Raw genomic sequence first — 14332 nt, forward strand, 5'->3', positions numbered from 1 at the left:
CCTGCTCGCCACGGAAACCGCGTTCACCACAGGGTGCTTGTTCGCCAGTTTTCCTAGTGCCCGGCTTCCAACATGTTTTCCGGGCGCACCCACTGATCGAACTCTTCATCAGTCAGGTAGCCCAGGTCCAACGCGGCCTGGCGTAGCGTCAAGCCTTCGGCGTAGGCCTTCTTGGCGATCTGCGCCGACTTGTCGTAGCCGATATGCGGGTTGAGCGCCGTTACCAGCATCAAGCCGCGCTCCAGGTGCTCGGCCATTTGCTCGGCATCCGGCTCAAGGCCTGCGATGCAGTGCTCCTGGAAGTTGTTGCAGCCATCGGCCAACAGGCGGATCGATTCGAGCAGGTTGTGGATGATCACCGGCTTGTAAACGTTCAGTTGCAGGTGACCCTGGCTGGCGGCGATACCGATGGTCACGTCGTTGCCCAGTACCTGGCAGGCCAGCATCGACAGTGCTTCACACTGGGTCGGGTTGACCTTGCCGGGCATGATCGAGCTGCCGGGCTCGTTGGCCGGCAGCTTGACCTCGGCCAGCCCGGCGCGTGGGCCAGAGCCCAACAGGCGCAAGTCGTTGGCGAGCTTCATCAGCGCCACCGCCAGGGTTTTCAGCGCGCCATGCAGGGTTACCAGCGGTTCATGGCCGGAGAGGGCGGCGAACTTGTTGGGGGCGGTGACGAACGGCAAGCCGGACAAGGCTGCCAGCTCCGAAGCAATTGCCTCACCAAAGCCATGCGGCGAATTGAGCCCGGTGCCCACGGCGGTGCCGCCCTGGGCCAGTTCGCACACGGCGGGCAGGGCGCTGCGGATGGCGCGCTCGGCGTAGTCGAGTTGGGCGATAAAGGCTGAGACTTCCTGGCCGAAGGTGATGGGCGTGGCGTCCATCATATGGGTACGGCCGGTTTTCACCAGCTTCATATGGCGTGCGGCCAACTCCGCCAAACCGCCGGAAAGCGTGGCGATCGCCGGTAACAGCCGTTGATGAACCGCCTGCACCGCCGCAATGCTCATGGCCGTAGGGAAGCAATCGTTAGAGCTTTGCGAGCGGTTCACATGATCGTTAGGGTGAACCGGGCTTTTGCCGCCACGGGCCTTGCCCGACAGCTCGTTGGCGCGGCCGGCGATCACTTCATTGGCGTTCATATTGCTTTGGGTGCCGCTGCCGGTCTGCCATACCACCAGTGGAAACTGATCGTCGTGCTGGCCGTCGAGCACCTCGTCGGCGGCCTGTTCGATCAGGCGAGCGATATCGGCGGGCAGGTCGCCGTTGCGGTCATTGACCCGCGCTGCGGCTTTCTTGATCAGGGCCAGGGCGTGCAATACCGCCAGGGGCATGCGTTGCTCGCCGATGGCGAAATTCACCAGTGAGCGTTGGGTCTGCGCACCCCAGTAAGCGTCATCCGGGACGCTGACTTCTCCCAGGCTGTCGGTTTCGATACGGCTCATCGGGCACACTCCTTCAGGTTCGTTTGCGCAGTTTAGGCTGTGGTTGGCGTTGGGGGTTCCCTAAAAGACTTTTCATCGGATTAATCCACCGCGAATGTAGGAGCAAAGAGCGCTGGGGTTGAGACATGGCGTTTTTTAGGCGCAGAATGGTCGCCCTTGGGGTCTTACCTCGCCTGCTAGAAAGGAAACTCGATGACTCGTCTTCGTGCCATCTGTACCGCGGTTGCTCTGGTTTGCGCCAGCGGCCAGGTTTTTGCCGATACCGCCAGCCATAACGCCAGTGCCGAAGCCTTCCTTACCCTGGCCCACGCTGACAAGCTGGGTACCCCGGTGTACATGCAAGTGCAGCAAATGTTCGCCCAGCGTTTCCAACAGACCAAGGCACCTGCCGACAAGCAGTCCGTACTGGACAGCTACCAGGCCAAGGCCAACGCCGCTCTGGACCAGGCCATCGGCTGGCCGAAGCTGAAGCCGGACATGATCAAGCTCTACACTACCAATTTCAGCGAATCCGAACTCAAGGATCTGGTAGCCTTCTACCAGTCGCCGCTGGGTAAGAAAGTCCTGGAAAAAATGCCGCAACTGACCCAGCAATCAGCCGAGATGACCCAGGCCAAGCTGGAAAGCGCTGTGCCGGTAGTGAACAAACTGCTGGAAGACATGACCAACCAGCTGGCGCCAAAAGCCGCCGCACCGGCCAAGAAGAAGTAAGCAGGAATGACCATGCAACAGCGTATCGAAACGGCACTTGCCGCCCTGAGCCCGCAACACTTGAACGTGCTGGATGAAAGCCATATGCACAGCCGTGGGTTGCAGACCCACTTCAAGGCCGTGCTGGTCAGCCAGCAGTTCGAGGGGCTCAACCGCGTCAAGCGCCACCAGACGGTCTACGCCACCCTGGGTGACCTGATGAGCGAATTTCATGCGTTGGCGCTGCATACCTACACGCCCGAAGAATGGGCGAAAATCGACGCAGCCCCGGCCTCGCCGACCTGCGCCGGCGGGCATGACTAATGATCAGGTGTCTCTGACACCCGGCATTTGTTAGAATCCGCAACGCGCCGCTTAGCCGGCGCGTTTTTTTTGCATCCGGTTCACCCCTTACGAGGGTAGCCACCTGGAGAGAACACCCATGACTCAACCCATCGTCGTGGCGGCACTGTATAAGTTCGTCACTCTCGAAGACTACGTCGCCCTGCGCGAGCCACTGCTGCAGGCAATGGTCGACAACGGCATCAAAGGCACCTTGCTGATCGCCGAAGAAGGCATCAACGGCACCGTTTCCGGCAGCCGTGAAGGCATTGATGGCCTGATGGCCTGGCTCAAGAACGACCCACGCATGGACGACATCGACCACAAAGAGTCGTACTGCGACGACCAGCCGTTCTACCGCACCAAGGTCAAACTCAAGAAAGAGATCGTGACCCTGGGCGTCGAAGGCGTCGACCCGAACAAAAAAGTCGGCACCTACGTCGAGCCGCAGGACTGGAACGCACTGATCAATGACCCTGAAGTACTGTTGATCGACACACGTAACGACTACGAAGTGTCGATCGGCACCTTTGAAGGTGCAATCGACCCGAAAACCACCAGTTTTCGCGAATTTCCCGACTACATCAAAGCCAACTTCGACCCGGCCAAGCACAAGAAAGTCGCCATGTTCTGCACCGGCGGCATTCGCTGTGAAAAGGCTTCCAGCTATATGCTCAGCGAAGGTTTCGACGAGGTTTACCACCTTAAAGGCGGGATCCTGAAGTATCTGGAAGAAGTGCCGCAGGCAGAAACCAAATGGCAGGGCGACTGTTTTGTGTTCGACAATCGCGTGACCGTACGCCACGACCTGAGCGAAGGCGACTACGATCAATGTCATGCCTGTCGTACACCGGTCAGCGTAGAAGACCGCGCGTCCGAGCACTATGTGGCTGGCATCAGTTGCCCGCATTGCTGGGATAAGCTGCCGGAGAAGACCCGTCGCAGCGCCATCGACCGGCAAAAGCAGATCGAGCTGGCCAAGGCCCGCAACATGCCGCACCCGATTGGCTTCAACTACAAGCAAACCCCTTCCGAGGCCTGACCCATGCCCGCGCGCCTGCTCTATGTGATGGACCCGATGTGTTCCTGGTGCTGGGGCTTTGCCCCGGTGGCGCAGGCGCTGGTTGAGCAGGCCCAGGCGGCCGGCGTGGACGTGCACCTGGTGGTGGGCGGTTTGCGCACCGGCAGCGGCGCGGCGCTGGAGCCGACCACGCGGCGCTATATCCTTGAGCACTGGCAGGCCGTCACCGACGCCACCGGCCAGCCGTTCAAGCGCGAAGGTGCGTTGCCCGACGGTTTTGTCTATGACACCGAGCCTGCATGCCGCGCCATCGTCACCGCGCGCAGCCTGGCGCCGGATTGTGCCTGGACCCTGCTGGGGCTGATCCAGCGTGCGTTTTATGTCGAAGGCCGCGATGTAACCCTCGCCAGCGTGCTGGTGGAACTGGCCGAGCAGGCCGGAATTCCGCGCATCGAGTTTGCCGGTGCGTTCGACCGCGCCGAGCAACATGCAGCAACGGCGGCCGACTTTACTTGGGTGCAGGACCTGGGCATTGCCGGTTTCCCGACCTTGCTGGCCGAGCGCAATGGCCAGCTGGCGTTGCTGACTAACGGCTATCAGCCGTTGTCCGAGCTGTCGCCTTTGCTCGCCCGATGGCTGGAGCGAGCCACCTGTGCAGGATGAGTCCAAACGCATCGACCGACTGACCTGGGCGGAAATTCGCCGCCTGGCCCTGCGTCACAAGAAATCCCTGTGGATCGCCAATGGCGTTGCCGTACTGGCGACCCTGTGCAGCGTGCCTATCCCTTTGCTGTTGCCGTTGCTGGTGGACGAAGTGCTGCTGGGCCACGGTGATGCCGCGCTCAAGGTGATGAACCACGCGTTGCCACTGGGGTGGCAGAAGGCCGTCGGTTATATCGGCCTGATGCTGTTGGTGACCTTGTGCCTGCGTTGCGGCGCGCTGGTGTTCAACGTGGTGCAGGCGCGGCTGTTTGCGCGGCTGGCCAAGGATATTGTGTACCGTATCCGCGTGCGCCTGATCGAACGGCTCAAGCGGATCTCCCTGGGCGAATACGAAAGCCTGGGCAGTGGCACGGTGACCACGCATCTGGTCACCGACCTGGACACGCTGGACAAGTTTGTCGGCGAAACCCTCAGCCGCTTCCTGGTAGCGATGCTCACGCTGGTCGGCACTTCGGCGATCCTGGTGTGGATGCATTGGCAACTGGCGTTGTTGATCCTGCTGTTCAACCCCTTGGTGATCTACGCCACGGTGCAGTTGGGCAAGCGCGTCAAACACCTGAAGAAGCTGGAGAACGACAGCACCTCGCGCTTCACCCAGGCGCTGACCGAAACCCTGGACGCCATCCAGGAAGTGCGCGCCGGCAACCGCCAGGGCGTTTTCCTCGGGCGCCTGGGCCAGCGCGCCCAGGAAGTGCGTGACTACGCGATCCACTCGCAATGGAAAACCGACGCCTCCAGCCGAGCCAGCGGCTTGTTGTTCCAGTTCGGCATCGACATCTTCCGCGCGGCAGCGATGCTCACCGTGTTGTTTTCCGACCTGTCCATCGGCCAGATGCTCGCGGTGTTCAGTTACCTGTGGTTCATGATCGGTCCGGTGGAACAACTGCTGAACCTGCAATACGCCTACTACGCGGCAGGGGGTGCGCTCACGCGTATCAACGAGCTGCTGGCACGCGCCGACGAGCCGCAATATGCCGGCGGCGAAGACCCGTTCACCGGGCGTGAAACCGTCGGTATCGAGGTGCGTGGCCTTAACTTCGGATATGGCGAAGAGTTGGTGCTCGACCAACTGAACCTGGCCATCGCACCGGGCGAGAAAGTCGCGATCGTGGGCGCCAGCGGCGGCGGCAAAAGCACCTTAGTGCAACTGCTGCTCGGGCTCTATACGCCACAGGCCGGCAGTATTCGTTTTGGTGGTGCCACCCAGCAGGAAATCGGCCTGGCGACCATTCGCGAGAACGTCGCGGTGGTGCTGCAACACCCGGCGCTGTTCAACGACACCGTGCGCGCCAACCTGACCATGGGCCGCGCTCGCAGTGACCAAGCCTGCTGGCAGGCACTGGAAATCGCTCAGTTGGATGCTACCGTCAAGGCACTGCCGTTGGGCCTGGACAGTGTGGTGGGGCGTTCGGGTGTGCGTTTTTCCGGCGGGCAGCGCCAACGCCTGGCCATCGCGCGCATGGTGCTGGCCGAGCCGAAAGTGGTGATACTGGACGAGGCCACCTCGGCCCTGGACGCCGCTACCGAGTACAACCTGCACCAGGCGCTGGCGCGGTTTCTCAGTGGGCGTACTACACTGATCATCGCCCACAGGCTATCTGCAGTGAAACAGGCAGACCGGGTACTGGTATTTGATGGTGGGCATATCGCCGAAGATGGCGACCATCAGCAGTTGATCGCCGATGGAGGGTTGTACGCCAAGCTCTACGGACACCTGCAACAAGTGCGTTGATTTAGCTGAGCTATCGAGAGCGGATTTTCGCGTGCGTATCAAGCAGTGCATGTGCAAGGGACCTCATGAAGCAAAAGCGTACTCTCGGAGTGACGTTAAGCAGGCCGCGCTTGCTGGGCATTGTCTGGCCTTTTATCGCCGTCGTGCTGTTCCAGGCATTGCTGGGCTGCGTCAGCCTTTACGTGCTGTCGGCGGTGCGCGGCTACGTGGCAGGCGAGAGCTTGTGGTCCAAGGGCCAGAAAGATGCCATCTACTACCTGACCCTTTACGCCGATAACCGCGACGAAGCGACGTTTCTCAAGTACCAGCAAGCTATCGCCGTGCCCCAGGGCGGCCATGAGTTGCGGGTGGCGCTGGACCATCCCACGCCTGACCTTGCGGCCGCGCGCCTGGGCATTCTCAAGGGCGGCAACCACCCCGATGACGTGTCCAGCCTGATCTGGCTGTACCTCAACTTTCGTCATTTCAGCTACCTGGAAAAAGCCATCGAGTTGTGGACCGTGGGCGATGGTTACCTGGTGCAACTCGATGACCTCGCCCAGGCGATGCACCGCGCGATCCGCAGCAATCAGGTCAGCCCTGGCGACATTGCTGACTGGAAGAAGCGCATTATCGCCGTCAACGACGGCGTGACGCCGGCCGCCAAGGCCTTCAGTGATGCCTTGGGCGAAGGTTCGCGGATGATCCTGCGCCTGTTGCTGATCACCAACCTGGCCACTGCGCTGGGCTTGATCGTGCTGGCGCTGATGCGTACCCACAAGCTGCTGACCCAGCGCCACGCCTTCGCCACCGCGTTGCAAGCCGAGAAGGAGCGGGCGCAGATCACCCTGGAGTCGATTGGTGACGGCGTGATCACCACGGATGTCGACGGCGCCATTGCCTACATGAACCCGGCCGCCGAGGCGCTGACCCATTGGAAGACAGCCCAGGCCCAGGGGTTGCCGCTGGCGGCGTTATTCAACCTGCTGGATGAGAATGCCGAGCCCGATGGCTTCGCCCTGATCGAGCACATCATCAAGGGCGAACTCAGTGGCGGCAGCGAGCATTCCAAGCTGATCCAGCGCGTGGACGGCAGCACAGTGTCAGTCACGCTGGTAGGCGCGCCGATCCGCAGCGCCGGCAAGGTCAGTGGCGCGGTGCTGGTGCTGCACGACATGACCCAGGAGCGCCAGTACATCGCCAACCTGTCGTGGCAGGCGACCCACGATGCCTTGACGGGCCTGGCCAACCGCCGCGAATTCGAGTTCCGGCTGGAGCAGGTGCTGCAACAGGTAGCGCGCCAGCAGAGCGGGCGGCATGCCTTGATGTTCCTCGATCTCGACCAGTTCAAGCTGGTCAACGACACCTGCGGGCATGCGGCGGGCGATGAATTGCTGCGGCATATCTGCGCGTTGCTGCAATCGGACCTGCGCGAAGGCGACACCCTGGCGCGCCTGGGCGGCGATGAGTTCGGCATCCTGTTGGAGAACTGCCCGGCAGCGGTGGCGGAAAAGATCGCCGAAAGCCTGCGCCATACCGTGCAAAGCCTGCACTTTGTGTGGAAGGGTCGGCCGTTCATGACCACCGTGAGCATTGGCCTGGTGCATATCTCGCAATCGCCGACCACCCTGGAAACCTCGCTGCGCGCCGCCGATATGGCCTGTTATATGGCCAAGGAAAAGGGCCGTAACCGGGTGCAGGTCTACCATGCCGATGACTCGGAGTTGTCCCTGCGCTTTGGCGAAATGGCCTGGGTACAGCGCCTGCACATGGCCCTGGAGGAAGATCGTTTTTGCCTCTACTCCCAGGAAATCTCACCACTGGGCCACACCGATGGCGGCAATGGCCACATTGAGATCCTTCTGCGCCTGCACGACGAGGCAGGCCGGATTATCTTGCCGGACAGTTTTATTCCGGCTGCCGAACGTTACGGTCTGATGACTTCGCTGGATCGTTGGGTGGTGGAAAACGTATTTAAGATTATTGCCGGTTGTATGCGAGAGCGTGCGGGCCGTCCTATGGCTATGTGTGCGATTAATCTGTCAGGCATAACTATCGGAGATGATGATTTTCTCGGATTTTTACGTGAGAAATTCGAGGCTTACAGCATTCCGCCGGAAATGATTTGTTTTGAAATAACAGAGACCAGTGCTATTGCCAATTTGGGCAGTGCAATCCGTTTTATTAATGAACTCAAGGCCTTAGGTTGCCATTTTTCACTCGATGACTTTTGTGCCGGAATGTCCTCGTTCGCCTATCTTAAACATTTGCCTGTAGACTTCCTGAAGATCGACGGGAGTTTCGTAAAGGATATGCTGGACGACCCGATTAACCGTGCCATGGTCGAAGTGATCAATCACATCGGCCATGTCATGGGTAAGCGCACAATTGCCGAATTTGTTGAAACACCGCTGATCGAACAGGCTTTACTTGAGATCGGTGTGGATTATGCTCAGGGATACCTGATCGAACGTCCGCAATTGTTTACCTTTGATAGTCTGCAGTGCCGACCCGTGCGGCCGCAGCCACTGTTGTTCAAGGCGCCCGGCACATTCCGCTGAAGCATCCGACGGTCTGTACAATCACATTAGAAAAGGAGCCCTACAGTGATCGACACCTTCAACCGAACCGGCCCGCTTATGGAAGCCTCGAGTTACCCAGCCTGGGCGCAACAATTGATCCTGGACTGTAGCGAGAGCAAGCGCCGCGTTGTCGAACACGAACTGTACCAGCGCATGCGTGACAACACGCTCAGCGCCAAGACCATGCGCCACTACCTTATCGGTGGCTGGCCAGTGGTTGAACAGTTTGCCTTGTACATGGCACAGAACCTCACCAAGACCAAGTTTGCCCGTCATCCTGGGGAGGATATGGCGCGCCGGTGGCTGATGCGCAATATTCGCGTGGAACTCAACCACGCCGACTATTGGGTGCACTGGGCGCGTGCCCACGGGGTAAGCCTGGAAGAGTTGCAAGCGCAGAACGTACCACCGGAGTTGCACGCACTGAGTCACTGGTGCTGGCACACCAGCTCGGCCGATTCGTTGATCGTGGCGATTGCCGCGACCAACTACGCGATCGAGGGGGCGACCGGGGAGTGGTCCGCCGTGGTGTGTTCTACGGGTGTGTATGCGGCCGCCTTCCCTGAAGAAGACCGCAAGCGCGCCATGAAATGGTTGAAGATGCACGCGCAATACGACGATGCCCACCCTTGGGAAGCGCTCGAAATCATCTGCACGCTGGCCGGGATGAACCCGAGCAAAGCCTTGCAGGTAGAACTGCGCCAGGCGGTGTGCAAGAGCTACGACTACATGTACCTGTTTTTGGAAAGTTGCATGCGGTTGGAGAACGAAAAAGCAAAGGCGCCAGCAGCCGTTCGCGAACGTCAGGTTCGCGTCGCCAGCGAGGCGTGATGTAAGCGTGATGGCGGGGTTTTACCCCGCCATTGCCAAGCGGTTGCGACCTTCGCGCTTGGCCACGTACAGAGCGTTATCGGCCCGCCGCAACAAGCTTTCGGCCGACTCGGCAGCCAACAGGGTCGAGCAGCCCAGGCTCACCGTCAGTTCAATCCGCTTACCGTCCGCCCAATAGTCCTGAGCCTCTGCCGCCCGACGCAGGCGTTCGCCGACCATGCCTGCCGCGTCCCGGCCGGTGTTCGACAGCAGGATCAAAAACTCTTCCCCGCCAAACCGAAACACCATGTCCACATTGCGCAACTGGCTTTTGATCGAGTCAGCGACTGCGCGCAATACGATGTCGCCCGCCGCATGGCCGTGGGTGTCGTTGATTTTCTTGAAGTGGTCAATGTCCAGCATCAACAAGGACAGCGGGCTCAGGTGCCGCCGGGCCATGTCGATTTCCCGCTGCAGCGTCTGGTCCATCGCAATGCGGTTGCCGGTTTCTGTCAGCGGGTCACGCAGGGCGCTGCGGGTGGCCGCGCGGTAGAGCAGGGCGTTGCGCATCGGGTACAGCAAGGTCGACAGCAAGGACTCAAGCTGCGCCAGCTCATCGTCCAGCAAGCGCTGGTTACGCCGGAATATCAACTCGCCCAGATGCTCGCCTTCATGGCTCAAGGTGTAGCTCACCGAGTGATGCCCACGATGGCCGAACTCCAGGCGTAAATCGCTGGCCTCATGGCGATATTGCAGCGCGTCCAACGGCACCAGGCGCTGAACTTCGCGAAAGAACAGCGCGAGGATGCGCTCCGGCTCAAGGCTGGTCTGCAATTGCTGGTTCAGTTGCTGGCGAAGTTGCGCAAGTGTGGTGGGACGACGTGGAAGCAGGGAAGGCTGACCAAACCCCAGGCGTTGCAATTTGGCACTGTCGAAGTCAATTGCGTTGGTCTGGGTCGGTGATTTCATAAGCTGACGGCCTCTAAGCACTTAACTGTCTTACAGGCTGCACGAGAGCGGCAAATGCCAAGCGTCTTACTGTTCCTTCAGTTCCGTAAAACATTGGAAACAGTTTAAACCGCTTTGCCATGGGTTATAACCCCTGGGCCCTGCCACACGTCTTGTCATCGCTTAACCTGCTTGAAAGGGGTTAGAGCGAGATTCATGCCACTTTGTTTAACTTTTAAAAATGCCTTATAAATCAACGACTGTTTTAAAAATACTAAAACAGTCGCTGTGCAGTGACGTCAGTTATTTGGCTGTTTGAACCAAGGTGCTGTGATCGATCTGGTCAATCGAGGTGACGCCGGTCAAGGTCATGGCCACGCGCATCTCCGTGGCGAAGATATCCAGCAGGTTTTCCACCCCGGACTGGCCGGCGGCGGCCAGCGCGTAGACAGTCGAGCGACCCAGCAAGCAACCCTTTGCGCCCAGGGCGAGCATGCGCACCACGTCAAGCCCGGAGCGAATGCCGGAGTCCACCAGCACGGTCAGGTCATCGCCCACGGCCTCGGCAATCGGTGGCAAGGCTTTGGCGGTCGACAGTACGCCATCCAGTTGGCGCCCGCCGTGGTTGGAGGCCACGATGCCATCGGCACCGAAACTCACCGCGTCCTTGGCGTCCTGGGGGTCGAGGATGCCCTTGATGATCATCGGGCCTTTCCAGAACTCACGGATCCACTCCAGGTCTTTCCAGCTGATCGATGGGTCGAAATTGTTCGCCAACCAACCAATGTAGTCTTCCAGATGGGTGGGCTTGCCGAGGTACTTGGAGATATTGCCCAGGTCGTGTGGGCGGCCCATCAAGCCCACATCAAAGGCCCATTGCGGCTTGCACACGGCCTGCAGCATCCGGCGCTGCGCCGCGTACGGCCCGGACATGCCCGAATGCGCATCACGGTAACGCGCGCCGGGTGTCGGCATATCGACGGTGAACACCAGCGTGGTCACTCCCGCCGCCTGGGCGCGCTCCAGCGCATTGCGCATAAAGCCGCGGTCCTTGAGCACGTAGAGCTGGAACCAGATCGACTGCGGGCTTTGCGACGCCACCTCTTCAATCGGACACACCGACACCGTCGACAGGCAAAACGGAATGCCCTTGTTGGCCGCCGCCTTGGCCGCCTGCACTTCACCACGTCGTGCGTACATGCCAGTCAGGCCCACAGGGCTGAGGATCACCGGCATGGCCAGCTCCTGGCCGAACAGCGTGGTCTTGAGGCTCAGGTTGTCGACATTGCGCAGGATGCGCTGGCGCAGGCTGATCTCGGCCAGGTCCGAACTGTTGGCGCGCAGGGTGTGCTCGGCGTAGGCGCCGCCGTCGATGTAATCGAACAGAAAGCGCGGCAGCTTGCGTTTGGCGGCTGCACGGTAGTCGGAGGCGGACGAGATGATCATGAACGGGTTCTCCACAGAGCTGGGTCGCACCACCATAAGCAAAAAGCTGGCATGATAAAAACAACTTTTATTACTAAGACCCAGTCGTTATAGGAATACCGATGAACCTGAGAACCGTGCGGGCCTTTGTCGAAGTAGTGCGCCAGGGCGGTTTCTCCCAGGCCGCTGAGGTGGTGGCCCTGACCCAATCCACCGTGAGCAAGGCGGTCAAGACCCTCGAAGACGAACTCGGCACGCCGCTGCTCAATCGCCTGGGGCACCGTAACGAGCTGACAGCCGCCGGTGAAATCGCCTACCGCCGCGCTCTGGTGTTGCTCGCCGAGCACAACAACCTGGTGGCCGAGATCAACGACCTGCGCGGCCTCAAGCGCGGCGTGCTGCGCATCGGCCTGCCGCCGGTGGGCTGCGGCGTGCTGTTTGCCGCGATGTTCGCGGCATACCGCAGCCGCTACCCGGAGATCGAGATCGAACTCACCGAATACGGCAGCAAAAAACTGCGCGAATGCCTGGAAGCAGGGGAGGTCGACCTCGCCGCGCTGCTGTTGCCGGTGGACGAAGTCTTCGACTACCAGCCGGTGCGCAATGAACCGCTGATGGCGGTATTGCCCATCAGCCACCCACTGGCCAAGCGCAAACGCATCGACTTCACCGACCTGGCCGATTCACCGTTCATTTTGTTCGAAGCCGGCTTTGCCCTGAACGCCAAGATCCTCGCTGCCTGTGAACGCAAAGGCGTCACGCCCCGCGTGACCGCGCGCAGCGGGCAAATCGATTTTATCGTTGACCTGGTGGCGGCCGGGCTGGGCGTCGCCTTCCTGCCGCGCATGCTCGCGCTCAAACATCAACACGCGGGCATCGCCTTGATTGCGTTGGACGAACCCCACACCGACTGGCACATCGCCCTGGCCTGGCGGGCCAGCGCACACCTGCCGCCGGCGGCGCGTGCGTGGCTGGATCTGGCCAAGGAAATGGCCAGCCCGGGCTAGCGGGTTGCGGCCGCTATTTGTAGGAATTCGTCAAAATGCACCTCTGTGCTTGACTTCTTCTTTTTAATCAGTAACATACGGCGCATTCCGCGATAGCTCAGTTGGTAGAGCAAATGACTGTTAATCATTGGGTCCCTGGTTCGAGTCCAGGTCGTGGAGCCAGATAGAGAAAAAGCCTGCAGAGATGCGGGCTTTTTTTTGCCTTGGATTTGGCTCTGCTTAGGTGTGCAGGCCGATAAACTGCATCGTCGTTCTTGTTCCATATGTTATCGCGCTACGCATTTAAAGCGCAGCACAAATTGGCTGGGTGATCTCTAATGCCTTCAAGTCTTATCTATTGTTGGTCTATTCGAATGATCTGTTCAAATAACGGAGTAAATAGTTACTTTATGTTGCGGGTGGCCGATTTAGCTTAATAGGCTTGATGTGTTTTGCACAATAACCACATTTGTTCAGCTGAAATTTAGATTGAGTTGAGCATTAAGATCTTGGCTGCCCCTACACGTGTAGGGGGGCAAAGAGCACACAGCATTTGTTAGTATTTGATTTCTATTTTAGTTTTGATGGGTCATAAATTTTTGGTTACAAGCTGCACGTTAAGCCGCTAGTGGTTTAGATATTCGGAGTGATGGTACCCTTATTTTGCCATTTGATACTGATCGCGGTCTTCTTTCAGCATTGGACACGCTTCGATGATGTTGGGGGGGGGCACTGGGTTTTTCTTGTTTAGTATGCTTTGATGGTTAACGGTTTTTTGAAGTGGGGTCAGATAGGTTTTCATATAATGATCTGTCTGAAGTTTTCAAGTGGCATCTCTGTCTTATTCATTCGCTAGGTCGTGTGTTTCGGTAGTTGTTGATCTTCTAATGGGTGACGTTGTTATAAACGATCTGGTTTGCGTTAGATTTCTCTGACTGATCATTCTTGTATCTCGGTCAGGTTGTTGGGAGGTATCCCGGTATGGGCTAGTATTTTCAATATGCTGGTGTGGAGGGCAATGATCGTGGGGACGTCATGGTTACTGATCTTTGGGTTTGAGATCGTTAAGTGACGTACGATTTCTCAGGTGCTAAGAGCGATGGTTGAGTGTCCCATCTCGTTGTGTGTCGCGTTGACATGTGCGTCTATTTTCCGCCTCCGTTTTAGGCGATTTTACACGCGCACATGGTTTCGATGTGCTCTTTACTAGGCTTGTTTTTTAACATGCTCTAACAACTGCGGCGCGTAGGTGAGTGTTTAAATGCTGAGGGCGTCCGAGGATACAGATAATGCGAGAGACACTAGGTGCATTTTTCGCGAGTGCTAATCAGAACCGCCAATTCCACACGGCTTACTGTATTTGTCTTTCTCATCATCGTTGAGATGTGGTCCCTGACAGTGTGGTTGCTGATTCCTAGTGCCCGACCAATTTCCTTATTGGTCAGGCCGCGAATAAGAAGATCTATTACTGCGGACTCCCTATTGGTGATTTTCAATACACTGTTCCTTGCTCGATCACTGCGGGATATATGAGTCGGATCTAGAAAGCAAGCTCCCTTCGGTCCGGTGTTTCGCGCTTATATGGCTTACGAATGAAGGCATCATAAATTTACACAGTGCGCTGATTTTTTATCAGGCATCACGCTAGTCGC

General features: G+C 58.7%; 13 protein-coding genes and 1 tRNA gene. 9 read left to right on the forward strand and 5 right to left on the reverse strand.

Annotated elements, in window-relative coordinates:
* Window positions 1-53: 53 nt before the first annotated feature.
* A complete protein-coding gene (locus tag K0H48_RS18765; RefSeq protein ID WP_219268639.1) occupies window positions 54-1442 on the reverse strand; it encodes a class II fumarate hydratase in 1389 nt (462 codons plus the stop codon).
* Window positions 1443-1634: 192 nt separating this feature from the next.
* Here K0H48_RS18765 and K0H48_RS18770 point away from each other — a divergent pair, with 192 nt between their 5' ends.
* The 7 genes from K0H48_RS18770 to K0H48_RS18800 all read left to right on the forward strand — a co-directional run bounded on the left by K0H48_RS18770 (window position 1635) and on the right by K0H48_RS18800 (window position 9342).
* A complete protein-coding gene (locus tag K0H48_RS18770) occupies window positions 1635-2153 on the forward strand; it encodes a DUF2059 domain-containing protein (RefSeq protein WP_219268640.1) in 519 nt (172 codons plus the stop codon).
* Window positions 2154-2159: 6 nt separating this feature from the next.
* Window positions 2160-2456: a BolA family transcriptional regulator gene (locus K0H48_RS18775; RefSeq protein ID WP_219268641.1), complete on the forward strand. Its 297-nt coding sequence runs from the start codon at window positions 2160-2162 to the stop codon at window positions 2454-2456.
* A 118-nt stretch (window positions 2457-2574) separates the two neighbouring features.
* On the forward strand, window positions 2575-3516 hold the full coding sequence (locus K0H48_RS18780; protein ID WP_219268642.1) for a rhodanese-related sulfurtransferase: 942 nt from the start codon (window positions 2575-2577) through the stop codon (window positions 3514-3516).
* 36 nt (window positions 3517-3552) lie between these two features.
* The gene (locus K0H48_RS18785) at window positions 3553-4158 is read left to right on the forward strand and encodes a DsbA family protein (RefSeq protein ID WP_177034541.1); all 606 of its coding nucleotides are present in this window, start codon (window positions 3553-3555) and stop codon (window positions 4156-4158) included.
* Window positions 4148-5950 carry an ABC transporter ATP-binding protein gene (locus tag K0H48_RS18790; RefSeq protein WP_219268643.1) on the forward strand — a complete coding sequence of 601 codons (1803 nt, stop codon included), beginning with the start codon at window positions 4148-4150 and terminating at the stop codon, window positions 5948-5950. The genes K0H48_RS18785 and K0H48_RS18790 overlap by 11 nt, the downstream gene beginning before the upstream one ends.
* A 65-nt stretch (window positions 5951-6015) precedes the next feature.
* Window positions 6016-8490 (forward strand): EAL domain-containing protein, encoded by a 2475-nt coding sequence (locus K0H48_RS18795; RefSeq protein WP_219268644.1) that lies wholly within the window; start codon window positions 6016-6018, stop codon window positions 8488-8490.
* Window positions 8491-8535: 45 nt separating this feature from the next.
* Window positions 8536-9342 carry a TenA family transcriptional regulator gene (locus tag K0H48_RS18800; protein ID WP_138814581.1) on the forward strand — a complete coding sequence of 269 codons (807 nt, stop codon included), beginning with the start codon at window positions 8536-8538 and terminating at the stop codon, window positions 9340-9342.
* 21 nt (window positions 9343-9363) lie between these two features.
* Here the strand turns inward: K0H48_RS18800 and K0H48_RS18805 are convergent, their stop codons facing one another.
* Together K0H48_RS18805 and lldD are read right to left on the reverse strand one after the other, a co-directional pair.
* Complete coding sequence (locus tag K0H48_RS18805) at window positions 9364-10290, reverse strand: GGDEF domain-containing protein (RefSeq protein WP_017137791.1); 927 nt, start codon at window positions 10288-10290, stop codon at window positions 9364-9366.
* A 282-nt stretch (window positions 10291-10572) separates the two neighbouring features.
* Entirely contained in the window at window positions 10573-11715 is a 1143-nt protein-coding gene (gene lldD, locus K0H48_RS18810; protein ID WP_219268645.1) for an FMN-dependent L-lactate dehydrogenase LldD, read from the reverse strand.
* Between the two features lie 101 nt (window positions 11716-11816).
* On the opposite strand from lldD, the gene K0H48_RS18815 reads away from it, so the two are divergent.
* Both K0H48_RS18815 and K0H48_RS18820 read left to right on the forward strand, forming a co-directional pair.
* Window positions 11817-12701, forward strand: a complete 885-nt coding sequence (locus tag K0H48_RS18815; RefSeq protein WP_219268646.1) for a LysR family transcriptional regulator — start codon at window positions 11817-11819, stop codon at window positions 12699-12701.
* An 86-nt stretch (window positions 12702-12787) separates the two neighbouring features.
* A tRNA-Asn gene (locus K0H48_RS18820) sits at window positions 12788-12863 on the forward strand.
* A 475-nt stretch (window positions 12864-13338) separates the two neighbouring features.
* Here K0H48_RS18820 and K0H48_RS18825 read toward each other — a convergent pair.
* The gene (locus K0H48_RS18825; protein WP_219268647.1) at window positions 13339-13482 is read right to left on the reverse strand and encodes a hypothetical protein; all 144 of its coding nucleotides are present in this window, start codon (window positions 13480-13482) and stop codon (window positions 13339-13341) included.
* Between the two features lie 499 nt (window positions 13483-13981).
* Window positions 13982-14176, reverse strand: coding sequence for a response regulator transcription factor (locus tag K0H48_RS18830; RefSeq protein ID WP_257627034.1), 195 nt, complete (start codon window positions 14174-14176; stop codon window positions 13982-13984).
* Window positions 14177-14332: the final 156 nt, after the last annotated feature.

The sequence above is a fragment of the Pseudomonas sp. Xaverov 259 genome (assembly GCF_019352915.1).
In the GTDB taxonomy this organism is placed as follows: domain Bacteria; phylum Pseudomonadota; class Gammaproteobacteria; order Pseudomonadales; family Pseudomonadaceae; genus Aquipseudomonas.